The sequence below is a fragment of the Streptomyces venezuelae genome, from assembly GCF_008642355.1.
In the GTDB taxonomy this organism is placed as follows: Bacteria; Actinomycetota; Actinomycetes; order Streptomycetales; family Streptomycetaceae; genus Streptomyces; species Streptomyces venezuelae_B.
Map to the genome: position 1 here is coordinate 856,754 of NZ_CP029193.1, position 15,199 is coordinate 871,952.

14 protein-coding genes are annotated in these 15,199 nt (G+C 71.9%); 1 reads left to right on the plus strand and 13 read right to left on the minus strand.

The window, feature by feature from the left end:
• The first annotated feature begins 45 nt into the window (after window positions 1–45).
• On the plus strand, window positions 46–711 hold the full coding sequence (locus tag DEJ47_RS03745; RefSeq protein WP_150164892.1) for a phosphatase PAP2 family protein: 666 nt from the start codon (window positions 46–48) through the stop codon (window positions 709–711).
• A gap of 25 nt (window positions 712–736) precedes the next feature.
• Here DEJ47_RS03745 and DEJ47_RS03750 read toward each other — a convergent pair whose 3' ends face one another.
• From DEJ47_RS03750 to DEJ47_RS03810, 13 genes are read right to left on the minus strand one after another with little or no spacing between them, the layout of a single operon-like run.
• Entirely contained in the window at window positions 737–2,062 is a 1,326-nt protein-coding gene (locus DEJ47_RS03750; RefSeq protein ID WP_150175419.1) for a glutamate-1-semialdehyde 2,1-aminomutase, read from the minus strand.
• A gap of 22 nt (window positions 2,063–2,084) precedes the next feature.
• Window positions 2,085–2,636, minus strand: coding sequence for a dTDP-4-dehydrorhamnose 3,5-epimerase (rfbC, locus tag DEJ47_RS03755; RefSeq protein ID WP_150164894.1), 552 nt, complete (start codon window positions 2,634–2,636; stop codon window positions 2,085–2,087).
• Window positions 2,633–3,844: a polysaccharide pyruvyl transferase family protein gene (locus DEJ47_RS03760; RefSeq protein ID WP_150164896.1), complete on the minus strand. Its 1,212-nt coding sequence runs from the start codon at window positions 3,842–3,844 to the stop codon at window positions 2,633–2,635. The genes rfbC and DEJ47_RS03760 overlap by 4 nt, the downstream gene beginning before the upstream one ends.
• Complete coding sequence (locus DEJ47_RS03765) at window positions 3,841–4,797, minus strand: glycosyltransferase family 2 protein (protein WP_150164898.1); 957 nt, start codon at window positions 4,795–4,797, stop codon at window positions 3,841–3,843. The genes DEJ47_RS03760 and DEJ47_RS03765 overlap by 4 nt, the downstream gene beginning before the upstream one ends.
• Complete coding sequence (locus DEJ47_RS03770) at window positions 4,794–6,101, minus strand: hypothetical protein (RefSeq protein WP_150164900.1); 1,308 nt, start codon at window positions 6,099–6,101, stop codon at window positions 4,794–4,796. Before DEJ47_RS03770 ends, DEJ47_RS03765 begins: the two co-directional genes overlap by 4 nt.
• Window positions 6,098–7,372, minus strand: coding sequence for a DUF4910 domain-containing protein (locus DEJ47_RS03775; RefSeq protein WP_150164902.1), 1,275 nt, complete (start codon window positions 7,370–7,372; stop codon window positions 6,098–6,100). Before DEJ47_RS03775 ends, DEJ47_RS03770 begins: the two co-directional genes overlap by 4 nt.
• Window positions 7,369–8,394: an NAD-dependent epimerase/dehydratase family protein gene (locus DEJ47_RS03780; RefSeq protein WP_150164904.1), complete on the minus strand. Its 1,026-nt coding sequence runs from the start codon at window positions 8,392–8,394 to the stop codon at window positions 7,369–7,371. Before DEJ47_RS03780 ends, DEJ47_RS03775 begins: the two co-directional genes overlap by 4 nt.
• Before the next feature lie 3 nt (window positions 8,395–8,397).
• Entirely contained in the window at window positions 8,398–9,045 is a 648-nt protein-coding gene (locus DEJ47_RS03785) for a PIG-L deacetylase family protein (protein WP_150164906.1), read from the minus strand.
• The gene (locus DEJ47_RS03790) at window positions 9,042–9,836 is read right to left on the minus strand and encodes a glucose-1-phosphate cytidylyltransferase (RefSeq protein ID WP_150164908.1); all 795 of its coding nucleotides are present in this window, start codon (window positions 9,834–9,836) and stop codon (window positions 9,042–9,044) included. The genes DEJ47_RS03785 and DEJ47_RS03790 overlap by 4 nt, the downstream gene beginning before the upstream one ends.
• A complete protein-coding gene (locus DEJ47_RS03795; protein ID WP_150164910.1) occupies window positions 9,833–11,086 on the minus strand; it encodes a class I SAM-dependent methyltransferase in 1,254 nt (417 codons plus the stop codon). The genes DEJ47_RS03790 and DEJ47_RS03795 overlap by 4 nt, the downstream gene beginning before the upstream one ends.
• Window positions 11,083–12,360 (minus strand): glycosyltransferase, encoded by a 1,278-nt coding sequence (locus DEJ47_RS03800; RefSeq protein WP_150175420.1) that lies wholly within the window; start codon window positions 12,358–12,360, stop codon window positions 11,083–11,085. Before DEJ47_RS03800 ends, DEJ47_RS03795 begins: the two co-directional genes overlap by 4 nt.
• A 44-nt stretch (window positions 12,361–12,404) precedes the next feature.
• Complete coding sequence (locus tag DEJ47_RS03805; protein WP_150164912.1) at window positions 12,405–13,643, minus strand: O-antigen ligase domain-containing protein; 1,239 nt, start codon at window positions 13,641–13,643, stop codon at window positions 12,405–12,407.
• Window position 13,644: 1 nt separating this feature from the next.
• Window positions 13,645–15,192, minus strand: coding sequence for a right-handed parallel beta-helix repeat-containing protein (locus DEJ47_RS03810; protein ID WP_150164914.1), 1,548 nt, complete (start codon window positions 15,190–15,192; stop codon window positions 13,645–13,647).
• Between the last annotated feature and the right edge of the window lie 7 nt (window positions 15,193–15,199).

A 15,199-nucleotide genomic window follows, 5' to 3' on the forward strand; every position in this document is an offset into this window, starting at 1 on the left:
CCCTGACGGGAGGGGAAGGTGGACCGCCTTGCCACGGAAAGGCCGGTGACCGGCCGCCCGACGACGTCCGCGTCACTGCCCGCCGCGCTGCGCGCGTGGCTCGGGCTGATCGCGGTCCTCGCCGCGTCGTCGGTCGCCGTCGTCGGAGTCCAGTACGCGGGACACAGCGAGGCGGGCCGGGTCGACCGGTGGTTCATCGACCCGACGGCGGACAGTGTGCGGGGGCCGTGGCGGAACGTCGCCCTGGCCACGGACTTCTGGGGCGAGCCCGCGGGGGCGGCGCTGCTGGTCGTGGCGGCGGTGGCGGGCTGTCTGCTGCTGCGGCACCGTCGTGGGGCCGTGCTCGTGGTCGTCGGCGCCGGGCTGGCGGTGGCGACGACGACGCTGGTCAAGTCCGTGGTGGACCGCACCATTCACGGCGCCGACAACCTGTCCTACCCGAGTGGGCACACCGCGTTCGCCACCGCGCTCGCGGTCGCGGTGGCGCTCGTCGCGTCCGGCCGCCTGGGCCTCGGCAGGGCGGCCGGTCTGTCGCTCGTGCTCGGTGCGGCACTGGTGGCGGGCGCCGCCATGGGCTGGGCCCAGGTGGCGCTGAGCGCGCACTACCCGACCGACGTGCTGGGCGGCTGGTGCACCGCCCTCGCGGTGGTGCCGATGACCGCGTGGCTGGTCGACCGGGTGGCCGACTCCCGGCCGAACGACGGAACCTGACGCCCGATCAGTTCGCGCGCTGACCTCAGACCAGGCGTCGGAAGACCGGCTTCACCGGCCGTCCCGCCAGCCAGGGCGTGGGGTCGCCCGCGTCCAGCGCCTTGCGGTAGACGGCGCAGGCCTGGGCCACCACGTCCACGGTGCGGTCGATGTCCGCGTCGTCGAGCGCGCTGCTCACCACGAACGACGGGGCGAGCACCCCTCCCGCGAGGAGGCGGCGCAGGAACAGCGTGCGGTACCGCTGCGACGGCTGCCCGTCCACGTCGAGCGTGCCGAAGACCAGGTTGCTGGCCCGGCCCCGGACGACGACGTGGTCGCCGACACCCATGCTCGCCGCGGCGTCCCGCACCCCGGCCGCGAGCCGTTCGCCGAGCGCGTGCAGCCGGGCGGTGACGCCCTCCTCCACGTACACGGTCTGCACCGCCATGGCCGCCGCGAGGGAGTGCGTCTCCGCGCCGTGCGTGGTGGACAGCAGGAACACCCGCTCCGCCGAGTGCCGGAGCCCGCCCCGCTCCATGAGCGCGCGGCGCCCGGCGAGCGCGGAGACGGCGAACCCGTTGCCCAGCGCCTTGCCGAACGTGGACAGGTCGGGGGTGACGTCGTACAGGCCCTGGGCGCCCGCCTCGGACCAGCGGAAGCCGGTGATCATCTCGTCGAAGACGAGGACACACCCGTGCCGGTCGGCCAGTTCGCGCAGGCCCGCGAGGTAGCCGGGCGGGGGCTCGGTGTGCGAGGCGGGTTCGAGGATCAGGCAGGCGACCTCATCCCGGTACCGGGTGAGCAGGTCGTCGGTGGCGGCCAGGTCCCCGTAGGGGAACGACACCGTGAGCGCGTTGGTCGACTCCGGGATGCCCGCGGACATCGGTGTGGTGCCGATGAACCAGTCGTCGACGGAGAAGAACGGGTGGTCGCCGCAGATCGCCACCCGCTGCCGCCCGGTGACGGCACGGGCGAGGCGGACGGCGGCGGTGGTGGCGTCGGAACCGTTCTTCGCGAACTTGACCATCTCGGCGGTCGGTACGGTCGCGAGGAAGCGTTCGGCGGCGTCGGCCTCGACGATGGACGGCCGGACGAAGTTGCTGCCGCGGTCGATCTCGCGCCGCACCGCCTCGGTGACCCGGGGGTGGGCGTGGCCGAGGCTGACGGAGCGCAGGCCGGAGCCGTACTCGATGTAGCGGTTGCCGTCGACGTCCCACACGTGGGCGCCCCGGCCGTGGCTGATGACCGGGGCCAGGCGCTCGGGGTACTGGTCGTCGCCCTTGGCGTACGTGTGCGCGCCGCCGGGGATCATGGCGTGCAGTCGCTCGTTCGCGGCCCGCGACCGGGGCAGCGAGAACTCTTCGTCGGCCACGTTGCGTTCGTCCACGGGGCGTTCAGCTCTCTTTCTGCTTCAGGACCTCGGCGAGGGTCGGCGCCTCGCGGTCCCGCTGGGACAGTTTCGCGGGCGGCAGCGGCCACGGGATGGCCAGCTCGGGGTCGTCGAAGGCGATCGTGACATCCTCGGCCGGGTCGTGCGGGCGGTCGATCCGGTACGAGGTGTCGGCGGTCTCGGTCAGCGCCTGGAAGCCGTGCGCGCACCCGGCCGGGATGTACAGGGTCAGCTGTGTCTCGCCGGACAGTTCGAAGAAGGCCCGGCCCAGGTACGTCGGCGAGTCCTTCCGCAGGTCCACGACGACGTCGAAGATCTTCCCGTACGAGCACCGCACGAGTTTGGCCTCGCCGGCGCCGGAGCGCAGGTGCATGCCGCGGAGCACGCCGCGGGCGGAGCGGGACAGGCTGTCCTGGACGAAGGCGTCCGGGTCGAGGCCCACGGAGCGGACCACGTCGGCGTCGAAGGTGCGGCAGAAGAAGCCGCGTTCGTCGGCGTACGGCGTCGGCTCGAAGAGGTACGCGCCGTCGATCTCCGGGACTCGGGTGGCTTTCATGATGTCTCCCGCAGGGCGTGGGCGTCTTGGGTCTTCGGGAACAGGACGGCGTTCAACTCGGCGAACTGGTCCCGCAGTTGGCGGGCGGCGAGCCGGTTGCGCTCGGTGAGGGTGCGGCGTAGTTCCGCGGACTGTTTCTCCAGCGCCCGGAACTGTTCCAGGAGCCGGCCGGGGTCGACCTCGCGGGCCGGGTGGCAGTAGGAGCCGAGGCCCATGCGGTCCATGAGCGCGTCGCTCTTGGCCGCGTAGCTGAGCGCGAGCGTCGGCGTGCCGGCCTTCAGCGCGCAGACCAGGTTGTGGTATCTGGTCGCCACCGCGGAGTCGGCGGCGGCCAGCTCCCGCATCAGGTCGGTGAGCGAGCCGGTCCCGGCGGCGGTGACCAGCGGCGAGTCCACCGCGTCGATGATCGCCTCGACCACCGACGTGTCGCACGCGTCGCCGGTGAGCAGCCGGACCGGCCTGCCCTCCTCGACGAGCGCGCGGACGAACCGGGTCGTCCCCTCCACATAGCGCCGGTGGATCTCCTCGGCGCGCGCACGGTCGTCGTTGCCGCCGTGGAAGTCCATGACGCCGACGCAGACCGTGCCGTTCGGGGTGCCCGGCGGCGGTGTCGGCAGGGCGAAGGCGAGGTCCGGGTAGACCTCGTCGCGTGCCGTGTCCACACCCATGGCCCGCATCGCGTCGCGGGACAGGTCGTCGCGGTACGAGCGGTATGCGGCGAGCCGCGCGGACAGGCGCACCAGGGCCCGGGTCGGGCGGTCGCGGATGGGGGCGGCGCCGACACCGACGAGCGCGACCCGGGTGCGGAGGATTTTGCCGCTCGCGCAGAGCAGGAACAGCGAGTACGGGAAGCCCCAGGGCCGCAGCGGCAGGGTGGCCTCCAGGACGCCCATGCCCGGCACGATCACCACGTCGTGCCTGCGCACCCAGGCGGCGGTGCGGACGATGTCGACGAGCTTGCCGACGCCCTTCGCGGCGACGGCGCCCACGCGGGACGCGGTCCGGTACTCGCCGCGGTTCCAGTGCAGCCGCGTGGCGGGGATCCCGTACCGGGCCGTGACGGTCCCGGGTCCGCCGCACAGCGCGTCCACGGCCGCGTCGGGGTGCTCGGCGCGCAGGTATCCGAGTACGGCTTCGAGCGATCCGTCGTTGCCGAGGTTGCCGGAGCCGAGCAGGCCGAACACGCCCACTCGTGGAGCGGTGTTCATGCCCCGCGCCCCTCACGTCCGGCCACGAGTGCGTCGACGGAGACGTCGAGCTTGGCGGGGTCGACCGGGGCGCGGTCCTCGACGCGTTCACCGGCGCCGGGGCGGGCCCGGCTGGTCATCCAGGCGGCCAGGTGGCCGTAGCAGGCGCTGCGGTCGGCCGCGGAGAGCGGTGCCCGCCGGATCGCCGAGACGAATCCGGCGACGTACTCGGCGAGCAGACGGGGCGTGGGGTGCAGCAGCCCCGCGCGGCGCGGGTCCAGGTTGACGCACCGGGAGCGCTTGGAGGGGTTGGCGCGTTCGGCGCGTGTGGGGTGGTCGCGGCGGAAGTAGAGGAGTTCGGGCACCTGGTGGAAGGGGCCGTGCAGGCCGATCTCGGCGACGAAGGTGCGGTCCGCGTGGTGGTAGCTGTCGTGCGGCTTCACGCGGCGCAGCACGTCGGCGCGCATCACGCCGTAGAAGTCGTCGCCGCCGGGCTCGAACAGCATGCTGCGGAACCGCTCGGGCGCGCGCGGCGAGTCGGTGGCGAGCGTGTACTCGTAGGGGACCTTGACCTTGCCCACGCCGTCGATGACCGCCTGGTCGGCGTGGGCGAGGATGACGTGGGGCCGTTCGTCGAGGGCCTCCACGCAGCGCCGCAGGAGGTCCCTTGCGTACAGGTCGTCGTGCGAGGCCCACTTGAAGAGTTCGCCGCGGCACTCGGTGAACACGTAGTTGTGGTTCGGTGCGGCGCCGATGTTGCGCGTGAGGCGGATGTAGCGGATGCGGGGATCCTGCGCGGCGTACTTGCGGCAGATGTCCTGGGTGCCGTCGGTCGACGCGTTGTCGGAGATGACCAGCTCGAAGTCCTCGTAGGTCTGGCCGAGCAGGGCGTCGAGGGATTCGGCGAGGTACTCCTCGCCGTTGTAGACGGGCAGGCCGATGCTCAGCCGGGGGTTGCCCCGAGGTGCAGTCATGTGGTCCTCACTTCACGAAGGGTGTTCTGGTGGTGCTCGCGCAGGGCCCACCGCAGGTGCAGCCACCACACGGCCGAGCCGCAGACGGTCGCGGCGGCGACGCCCCAGGCCGAACCGACCGTGCCGCCGACGGCCGCGCCGCCGAGTCCGCCCGCGACGTAGCAGGCGGAGGCGAACAGTTGGCTGCGCAGGCTGCGCCGGGCGGCGCCGAGCGCGCGGAGTCCGGCCGCGGCGCCGGTGCCGAGTCCCGCGCCGACGACGCCGAGCGTGACCGGCACGATGAGTTCGGAGGCGGCGTCCCAGACGTCGCCGAGGACGAGCTCACCGGCCCGGTCGGGGATCAGGAGCAGCGCCCCGCCCCAGAGCAGGGCGGCGACGGCCTGCCCGCCGCCGAGGACGAGGCAGAACTTGCCGAGGCGGTGCGGTGCCCTGCGCAGGACCCGTGCCGCCTCGGCGACGGTGACGAGGGAGAGCCCCATCAGGACGGCCATGAAGGGGCCGAGCAGGAGTTCGGCGCCCCGGATGACGCCGACCGCGCCGACGCCGACGATGACGCCGAGGCCGTACGCCCGGAGTTGGCTCGCGCCGCTGTTGCTGACGTTCTCGACCAGGTACCGGGTGCCGAGGTCGCGGTGCGTGCGGAGCCATGCGCGCGCACCGGTGACCCGGGGCCTGATACCGGACTGGAAGCAGCCGTACGCACCGGCCACCGCGGCGGAGCCGCCCCAGGCCAGGACGAACGCCCCCACGCTGCCGACGCGCGCCGCGACCAGCAGGGCCGGGATGAGGGCGACGCCCCACACGAGGTCGTTGACGAACGCCTTGCGGCCGTTGCCCGCGGCGAAGAACGCGAACCGCCACGCGTCCTGGAGGAGCAGCCCCGGCAGGACCACGCCGAGGCAGGCGAACGCGGAACCGATGCGGCCGCCGACGGCGAGGCCGATCACCGCGGACGCCGCGCCGAGGGCGAGGCCGGTGCCGAGCGCGGTGCCCGACGCCCGGCCGGCGGCCTCGCGCCACGACTTCTCCGGTACGCCGCTGAAGCGGACCACGAGCGGGTCGGTGGCCAGGCCGCGGGAGACGTTCAGCACCACGCCGTAGGTCACCCAGGCGAGGCTGAAGACGCCGAACGCGGTCACTCCGAGGGAACGGGCCACGTAGACGCCCACGGCGAAGTTGCTGATGCTGGAGGCAGCCTGGTCGGCGAGGCCCCAGGACAGCCTGCCGATGACGCCCCGCCTGGCGCTCGGCTCGGCGGGCTCCGCCGGTGTCGTCTTCTCCCCCTCGGTGGTCATCGGCGTCATGCCTTGAGCAGCCCTGCGCCGTGCAGGGCGTCGGCCGCGACGGCGACGGCGTCGAACGGCAGCCCCGACCGTTCGGCGATGTCCAGCAGGCTGTGGTCGCCGTCGGAGAGGTTGAGCACCCAGAGCATGGCCATCTGGGCGTCCTTGGTGTCGCTGCGCCCGCCGAGCGCGTCGTAGAGCCCACGGCGGCCCAACTGCGGTTCTCCATAAGGGCTGAGGTTCTGGTACCTCCGGTTGCGGTCGAGGACGCCGAACGCCTCGCGGCAGACGGCGAGGGTGTCCGCCATCGCCTCCGGAAGGACGAAGTCGGGGTTGTCCGCCGAGGTGTGGTACTCGGGGTAACCGGCGTACGGGGTGCGGCTGAGGGAGCCCACGCCGAGGTCGAACCCCGGCGAGCAGTACTGGCGCTCGTCGTAGCCGTACGGCGTGAACCCGGCGATCCGGTGCGGGCGTTCGGAGACGGTCAGGACGTGCCGGAGCACGCGGTCGATCTCCGCGTCGCCGCGCCTGCTCTGCTTGTACGTGAGCTGCCCCGAGTCACCGGCGCAGGCCAGCACGAGCCCGTGCTTGACCTGGTCGATGCGCTCGGCGTTGCGGGCGAGCCACGTGATCGCGCCGATGGTGCCGGGCGCGTAGATGAACCGGTACGTGTAGTACGGGTTCCGCTCGGCCAGCTCCCGGGCCAGGAACGTCGCCACCGCGATGCCGGCCAGGTTGTCGTTGGCCAGCGAGGGGTGGCAGACGTGGCAGGAGACGATGACCTCGTCGGCGACCAGGCCGGGGACGACGTGCTCGGCGTAGGTGAGGTGGCCGTCGGCGAGCGTGGAGTCGATGCGGACCTCGTAGTCGCCGTCCGGCAGCGCGTCCAGGGTGTCCTGGGACAGGCAGAACCCCCACTCCGGCTTGTAGTAGCTGGTGCGGTACGGCACCCAGCCCGGGTGGTCCGGCAGGGTGTGCAGATGCTCGCGCAGCTCGGACAGCGGCATGGTCCTGGCGACCGGCACGCTGTAGCCGAGCACGTGCAGGCTGGACGCGGCGAAGTCGACGACCCGGCGGCCCGTGGAGTCGGCGACATACGCGTCGCGGATGTTCCACTCCTGCGGGACCGTCCAGTCGAGCACCTGCGTCCCGGTCGGCACCTCGTGCACGGTGAGCGGGACGTACTCGTCGACGATCTTCAGGGTGGCGCGGACGCCGTCGCCCGTGATGCTCCGGCAGAGCGGGTGAAGACGCTCCACCAGCGCGTGCATCTGCCTGCCCGCCTCGGTCATCGGCGCCACCGCAGGGTCTCGTCGACGGTGCCGGCGTCGGACGCGGCGCGAAGGACGGCGAGGCGGGTGAAGCGCTGCTCGAAGTCCTCGCGGGTCAGGCCGTGCTCGCGGTAGGCGTCGGCGAGTTCGAGGGCGCCGCGCTTGACCGTCCACTCGCAGTCGAAGCCGGGGACCGCGGCGCGGAACCGGGAGAAGTCGACGCGGTAGGAGCGGGGGTCGGCGCCGTTCTCACCGGTGATCCGCACCCTCGCGCCGGGCACCGCGTCGGCGACCTGCTCGGCGATCTCGGCGACGGTGACGTTGTTGGTCTCGCTTCCGATGTTGAACGCCAGGTCGTGCACAGCGTCGCGGGGTGCGGTGAGCGCGGCGGTGAAGGCACGCGCGATGTCGGCGGCGTGCACGAGCGGGCGCCAGGGCGTGCCGTCGGAGAGGACGAGGACCTCGCCGGACAGCAGGGCGTGGCCGACCAAGTTGTTCAGGACGATGTCGGCGCGCAGCCGGGGCGAGTAGCCGAAGGCGGTGGCGTTGCGCATGTACACCGGGCTGAAGTCGTCGTCGGCGAGCGCGTGCAGGTCGTCCTCGACGCGCACCTTGGACTCCGCGTACGGCGTCACGGGGCGGAGCGGGGCGTCCTCGGCGACGAGTTCGCCGCCTCCCGCGGCGCCGTAGACGGAGCAGGTGGAGGCGTACAGGAAGCGTCGCACTCCGGCCTCGCGGGCCAGCCGGGCGAGGCGTACGGAGGCGTGGTGGTTGATGTCGTACGTGAGGTCGGGTGCCAGCGCGCCCAGCGGGTCGTTGGAGAGCGCGGCCAGGTGGATCACGGCGTCGATGCCGGTCAGGTGGTCGGGTGTGACGTCGCGCAGGTCGACGCGCGGGCCCGGCGGGTCCTCGGGGCGCGGGCCGAGGACGCAGTCGGCGAACAGACCGGAGTCCAGGCCGACGACGTCGTGTCCGGCGGCGGTGAGCACCGGGGCCATCACGGTGCCCAGGTAGCCCTGGTGTCCGGTGAGCAGTACGCGCAAGGTTCAATCCCCCAGCTTGAGTGCGAGTTTGGTGACGGCGAACGCCTCGGCGTAGCGCGCGTGGCATTCGATTCCGCGGATCCGGGCGAGGCCGAGGAAGGCCTCGCGGTCGTACCAGGGCCGGTGCCGTTGGGAGGGGTAGTGCTCCTGGAGGAGCCGTACCTTCTCCTCGGCGGTCTCCGGGGTCAGCGGCTGGTACGCGTTGGGGCGGCCGAGGTCGCCGTCCCACTTGACGATCTCGTAGCCGAGGACGAGGTGGTCGCGGAACGCGGTGGGGATCAGCCGTGCGAGGCCGCGGTGGTCCTGGTGCGCGTCGTCGGTGCGCGGGGCGAGGACGAGGTCCGGTTCGGTGCGTGCGCGGAGCTCCTCGACCGCGGCCTTGGCCTCGTCCCAGTGCACGGGCATCCGTCCGTCGGGCAGTTTGAGGACGGTGACGCCGAGTTCGGCGCCGGGGCAGAAGGCGGCGAGCGCCGCCAGCTCCTCCTGCTCGCGTTCGCCGCCGCCACCGGAGAGCACCAGCGCGTCGACCCGCAGGCCCGGCCGTGCCGTGCACATCGTGAGGAGTGTGCCGCCGGCGCCGATGGCGATGTCGTCGCAGTGCGCGCCCACCGCGACGATCCGGTCGAGGGGTCCCGCCCCGAGCCTGATCACGCGCCCACCTTGGCGTCGTCCCGTTCCCACACGGCCCACGGGCGGTCGCCGCGGGCGTAGGCGTCGTCGAGCGCGGCCCGTTCCTTGACGGTGTCGGTCGGCTTCCAGAAGCCGCGGTGCTGGTGCGCCACGAGGCGGCCGCTCTTGGCGAGCTGGGCGCAGCCGTCGGCGACGAGGTCGCCGTTCTCCGGTATGTGGTCGAAGACCTCCTGGCGGAGCACGAAGTAGCCGCCGTTCTCCCACATGGGCAGCTCGCTGACCGGCGTGATGCCGCCCACCAGGCCGTCGTCGCCGAGCTCCACGCAGTGGAAGGAGGACTGCGGCGGCACGACCATCATCGACGCGCCGGCGTCGCGCCGGGAGAACTTGTCGATCATCTCCGGGAGCGGGGCGTCGGTGAGGACGTCGGCGTAGTTGGCGAGGAACATCTCGTCGCCGCCGAGGTGGTGGCGGACCCGGCGGAGACGTTCACCGATCGGCGACTCGATGCCGGTCTGGGCGAACGTGATCGTCCAGTCGGCTATGTCGGTGGAGAGCAGTTCGGTCTGCCCGCCGCGCAGCACGAAGTCGTTGGACGTCGTCTCCTCATAGGTGAGGAAGAAGTTCTTGATGTGGTGGGCGCCGTAGCCGAGGCAGAGGATGAACTCCTTGTGCCCGAAGTGCGCGTAGTAGCGCATGACGTGCCAGATCAGCGGGCGCGGGCCGACCATCGCCATGGGCTTGGGCACGTCGTCCGCGGCACCGCTGCGCATCCGCATGCCGTAGCCGCCGCAGAAGAGAACGACCTTCATGCTGTGACCTCCTTCGAGGACGCGGCCTCGACGATGCTCAGTTCGGGGATGGGGAAGACGAGGCGGCCGCCCCACTCGTGCACGTACGCGAGCTGCTCGGTCAGTTCGGCCCGCAGGTTCCACGGCAGGACGAGGACGTAGTCCGGCTTGTCGGCGGCGATCTGTTCGGGCGCCAGGATCGGGATACGGGTGCCCGGGGTGAACCTGCCGTGCTTGTAGGGGTTGCGGTCGACCGTGTAGGCGAGCAGGTCAGGGCGGATCCCGCAGTGGTTGAGCAGGGTGTTGCCCTTGCCGGGGGCGCCGTAGCCGACGACGGTCTCGCCGCGCTCGGCCGCCTCGACGAGGAACTTGAGGAGGTCGCGGCGGACCTTCGCCACGCGGGCGGAGAACTCGGTGTACCCGGACAGCTCCTGGAGCCCCGCGGCCTTCTCGCGGGCCAGTACGTCGGCCACCCGCGCGCTGGGCTCCCCGGCCACCTCGGCGGGGCGGGCCCACAGCCGGATGGAGCCGCCGTGCGTGGGCAGCAGCTCCACGTCGACGAGGGCGAGGCCGCCGCTGGCGAGGGCGCGGATCGCGGACGCGACCGTGTAGTACTGGAAGTGCTCGTGGTAGATCGTGTCGTACTGGTTCTCCTCGATGAGGGTCAGCAGGTGCTGCACCTCGATGGAGACCCAGCCGTCGTCGGCGACCAGGGCGCGCAGTCCCTGGGTGAAGCCGACGACGTCGGGGATGTGCGCGTACACGTTGTTGGCGACGACGAGGTTCGCCGGGCCGTGTTCGGCGCGGACGGCCGCGCCGGTGTCCGGGGAGAGGAACGCGGTGAGCGTGGGGACGCCCGCCTCGCGTGCCGCGGCGCCGACGTTCACCGACGGCTCGACGCCGAGGCAGCGGATCCCGCGCTTCACGACGTGCTTCAGGAGGTACCCGTCGTTGCTGGCGACCTCGACGACGAACGCGTCCTCGCCGAGCCCCGCCCTTTCCACCGCGTCGGCGACGAACGTGCGGGCGTGCTCCACCCAGGAGGTCGAGAAGGAGGAGAAGTAGGCGTACTCCGTGAACGTCTCCTCCGGCTTGATCAGCGGTGGGATCTGCGCGAGCCAGCACTCCGTGCAGACCCGCAGGTGCAGTGGGTACGCGGGCTCGGCCAGGTCCAGTTGGTCCGCGGCGAGGAAGCTCTCGCACGGCGGTGTCGCCCCCAGGTCGACGACGCTCGATAGCGTCGCCGAGCCGCAGAGTCGGCAGGCTGTCATCGGGTCCCCCCATATCTGCTCGCGCGTGTCCCCCACCGCGAGCCAGTGCTTGCTCTTCCTGTCGGCGACGGGCTTTCCCCGTCGCCGGACCGTCCCGCGATCGCGGAGCGGTACCCCTCCTCCAGGCGCTCCAGGCCCACGGCCGGGCTGAACCCCTGTTCGTAGCGGCGTCTGGCCGCCCGTCCCATGTCCCGGTTGGCGGCCGGGTCGGTGGCGACGCGGCGCAGGCACGAGGCGAGCGACGTGGCGTCGCCCGGCCGGTGCAGCAGCCCGGTCACGCCGTCGTCGATGAGTTCGACGAAGGCGCCGTGGGCGGCGGCGACGGCCGGCACCCCGGCCCCCATGCCCTCCGCGACGACCAGGCCGAACGTCTCCATGGCCATCGAGGGGGCCACCACGGCGACCGACTTCGCGACGCCCTCGCGGCACCGCTGCGGGTCCCACAGGCCGACGTACCGCACGTCGTCCCGGCCCTTCGCCCAGGCGGTCACCTCCCGCTGCAGCGGCCCCGCCCCCGCGAGCACCAGCGGCACGCCGATCCCGCCGCCCGCCGCGACCTCGTCCCACGCGGCCATGAGCAGCCGTATGCCCTTGGCCTCCGCGAGGCGTCCGAGGTAGAGCACGTGCTCGCCGTCGCCCGTCCTGCGGGCGTCCGGGTCGGGCACGAAGTTGTGCTTGACGGTGAGCCGTTCGGCGGGCATGCCGGACCTGACCAGGGTGTCGCGCTGCGCCGCGGAGATGCAGAAGAACCGCTCCACGCCGGACCACCACCGCCGCCGGTTGACCGCGAGACTGACGGCGAGCGGCACCGTCGCGAGGCGGGAGTCGCGGTAGCAGCCGTGCCGTACGGCGGGCAGCGACATCGACGAGCCGACGCATTCGGTGCACGCCCGGCCGTCCCGGTGCAGGGTGCCGGGCGGGCAGACCTGCGTGTAGTTGTGCAGCGTGGCGACGGCGGGCACACCGGCGTCGGCGCAGGCGGCGAGGACCGCGGGCGACAGGAGCGGGAAGACGTTGTGGACGTGCACGACGTCGGGCCGCTCGGCGCGGAGCCGGGCGGCGAGCTCGGTGCGGACGGCCGGGTTCCACGGCACGAGCAGCGGCACGGTGGCCTTGCTCAGGAGGGAGCGTGCGGCGATGTCGTCGCTGCGCCGCTCGAAGACGTCGACGTGGTGTCCTGCCGCGCGCAGCAGCGCCACCTCCTCGTCGACGACTCTGTTCTCGCCGCTCGGCTGGGCCGATGAGTAGCGGTTGTGCACGACGAGAACGCGCAAGGCGCGCGCTTCGTGCGGATCGTTTCCTGCGTGCATGCTTGAGGTCACCTCCTGGCCCATCGCGGGACGTGTCGTCGGGGAACTGCGGGCGTCGAGAGGGGCGGAGGCGTGGCGGGCGTCGCGAGGAGAGCCGCGGCCAGGCCCAGGTGGAGCAGGTAGGGCGAGGCGTCGCCGAGTCCGGCCTCGGTGTACGAGGAGATCCCGACGTAGCTGATGAGGAAGATCGCGCAGGCCCGCGACAGGGACGGTGGCCGCAGGAGTGCGACGCCGCCGAGGACGAGGAGCATCGACGCCACGATGGTGACGCCGGTCAGCCCCTGTTCGTTGTAGACGGCCAGCCAGCTGTTGTCGATCGGCAGCCCGTTGAACGACTTGTCGCCGAGGCCCGTGCCGAACACCTTCTCCCCGCTCGTCCGGGGCGCCGAGAGGAGCGCGTCCCAGACCTTGGCGCGCCCGGTGAGGTTGGAGAAGTTCTCCTGGCTCTGGCCGCGCAGGAACCAGGCCTGGATCGCGGAGTAGAAGACGACCGCGCCGACCGTGACGCACACCACCGTCCAGGCGAAGAAGCGGCGGGCGGCGGCGCTGGTCATGACGAGCGAGCAGATCGCGAGCGTCAGCCCGACGAGCATGCCGACGGTGGCCGTGCGGGTGTGGGTCAGGGCGAGCAGGACGAGCGAGGGCACGATGACGAACGCCCCACTGCCCCTGGTGGTCCTGCGGCCGATGAGGAGCAGCACGGTGAGCCCGATGATCACGGCGGCGTACTGGCCTATCTGCGGCGGGGTGAGCGGCCACAGGGCGCCGACGAGGCGGCCGCCGTAGTACTCGGGCATGGCCGTGCCCGGCGCGATGGCGAGGCCGACGGCGACCGTGCAGAGCGCCGCGAAGTACATCCGGATGTGGTGGCGCACGAACGTCAGGCTGCCGTCCCACCAGCGGGTGAGCAGCCACAGCGTGCCGACGAAGAGCGCGAGCCTGAAGCAACGGAACAGTGCGCCGTACCCGACCTCCAGGTTGGCGCTGGAGATCACGCTCGGAATGAGGAGCAGGGTGAGCAGGAGGACGAAGGCGCTGGGCCGGATGCGCAGCCGCGGGTTGAGCGCGAGGGCCAGGGCGAACGCGGTGACGAGCGCGCCCATGGTCGCCATCTGGATGAGGGAGCGGGGAATCGTGACGATGGTCTTCGCCCCGGCGGAGCCCAGCGTGTTGAGGCCGAGCAGCGCCCAGACGACGCCGACGGCCTTGGGCGTGCCGGTCGGGCGTATCGCGGCGTCCGTGCTCATGTCAGCCACCGCCCTGCCGGACGAAGGTGCTGCCCGCGTCCTGCCGGGGCGGCGTGTCCTGCCACTGTCCCGAGTCGAGCTTGCGTGTCTGGTCGCCCGCGACGAAGTTCCAGGGGCCGCGGTAGTCGTTGTCGTGCCAGCGGTTGCGCTGCTTCTCGGTGATCGCCTCGGAGACCCGCCTGCCCTTGTACGGCGACCACTTGGGGTAGGTGCCGTAGTTGGAGATGATCGCCATGCGTCCGCAGTCGTCCCCGCAGTCGACGACGGAGGGGTCCAGGTCGAACCGGTTGTCGTGGATGTCGACGCGTTGGGTCTTCCAGCGGCAGTCGGCGTACAGCGGGGCCTTGGTGATGGCGGGGCGCCTGCAGCTGTCGGTGTCCTTCACCAGCAGTGTGCAGTAGCCGGTCGAGGTGTTGGCGGGGCTGTTGCAGAACCGGTCGGCGTTCTCCCAGAGGGTGATGCCGTTCCAGTTGTCCTCCAGCACGTTCCGGTAGATCTCGATCTTGTCGGTGCGGGCGCGGACCCGGGGTTCGCCGCCGGACTCGGAGACGTAGATCGTCGCGTACGGGAAGTCGTCCCCGCGGTCGGCGTTCCTGCGGCCCTCGACCCAGTTGTTCCTGCGGAACGTGTTGTTGCGGATGACCGCGTTGTAGCTGGTCTCGTACATGAGCGCGGCGCCGTCATTGGCTTCGATGACGTTGCCCTCGATGCGGAAGTCGTTGTTGTTGTTGTCGGCCCACAGCCCGGCGCCCCGGTTGTCGTGGACCCAGTTGCCGCGGATGTCGGCGCCGTCGACGGCCCAGAACTTGATGCCTCCGGTGCAGCCGCAACCCGGGCGACGCCGCTCCCAGTTGCCGGTGTTGTTGCCGACGACCTCGTTGCCCTCGACCACCAGGCCCTTGATGGAGTCGCCGGTCTTGTACGCGTTCATTCCGTACTGCCCGTTGTCGCGCAGGCAGTTGTCGCGGACCTGCTGCCGGGCCCCGGCCATCATCCCGGCGCCCGAGTTGTTCTGGATCCTCGTGTGCTCGATGACCCAGCCGTCGGCCATGTCGTGGTTGACGACGCCCTCGTTGTGCGGCGCGACGAAGCGCTGCACGGTGAGGTGGCTGATGGTGACGTCGTCGGCGGTGCCGCTGAACGCGTACTGGTTCTTCTTGCGGCCGTCGAGGACCGCGCCGGGCGCGCCGAGGTAGCGGTTGCCCTTCTTCGTCATGACCTGCGCGTACCGGTCCGATTCGAGCCGGTGCCTGCCCTGCTTGAGCCAGAACGTGGTGTTCGGCGGGTTGCTCTTCGTCTTCTCGGCCAGGTCACCGACGACCTTGGGGTCGACCGTCACCGCACCCGCCGGCGCCTTCTCGGGACCGGCGGCGGGCTTGGCGCACACCCGTGCCACGGGGGCGGCCGGCGCGGCGGTCGGCTTCGACCGCGCGTCCGACGTGCCCGGCGTGCCCGGCTCGTCCGACGAGCTGTCACAGCCGGTCACCGCGAGCAGGGCGAGTGCCAGCGTTGCCGCCGGCAGCGCCCCGTGCCGCCACTTGATCCCCATGAGGCCC

Coding starts and splice junctions, on each gene's coding strand:
- DEJ47_RS03795 (WP_150164910.1), bottom strand. CDS start 11,086: ATGACAGCCTGCCGACTCTGCGGCTCGGCGACGCTATCGAGCGTCGTC.
- DEJ47_RS03765 (WP_150164898.1), bottom strand. CDS start 4,797: ATGACTGCACCTCGGGGCAACCCCCGGCTGAGCATCGGCCTGCCCGTC.
- DEJ47_RS03770 (WP_150164900.1), bottom strand. CDS start 6,101: ATGACGCCGATGACCACCGAGGGGGAGAAGACGACACCGGCGGAGCCC.
- rfbC (WP_150164894.1), bottom strand. CDS start 2,636: ATGAAAGCCACCCGAGTCCCGGAGATCGACGGCGCGTACCTCTTCGAG.
- DEJ47_RS03810 (WP_150164914.1), bottom strand. CDS start 15,192: ATGGGGATCAAGTGGCGGCACGGGGCGCTGCCGGCGGCAACGCTGGCA.
- DEJ47_RS03790 (WP_150164908.1), bottom strand. CDS start 9,836: ATGAAGGTCGTTCTCTTCTGCGGCGGCTACGGCATGCGGATGCGCAGC.
- DEJ47_RS03760 (WP_150164896.1), bottom strand. CDS start 3,844: ATGAACACCGCTCCACGAGTGGGCGTGTTCGGCCTGCTCGGCTCCGGC.
- DEJ47_RS03805 (WP_150164912.1), bottom strand. CDS start 13,643: ATGAGCACGGACGCCGCGATACGCCCGACCGGCACGCCCAAGGCCGTC.
- DEJ47_RS03775 (WP_150164902.1), bottom strand. CDS start 7,372: ATGACCGAGGCGGGCAGGCAGATGCACGCGCTGGTGGAGCGTCTTCAC.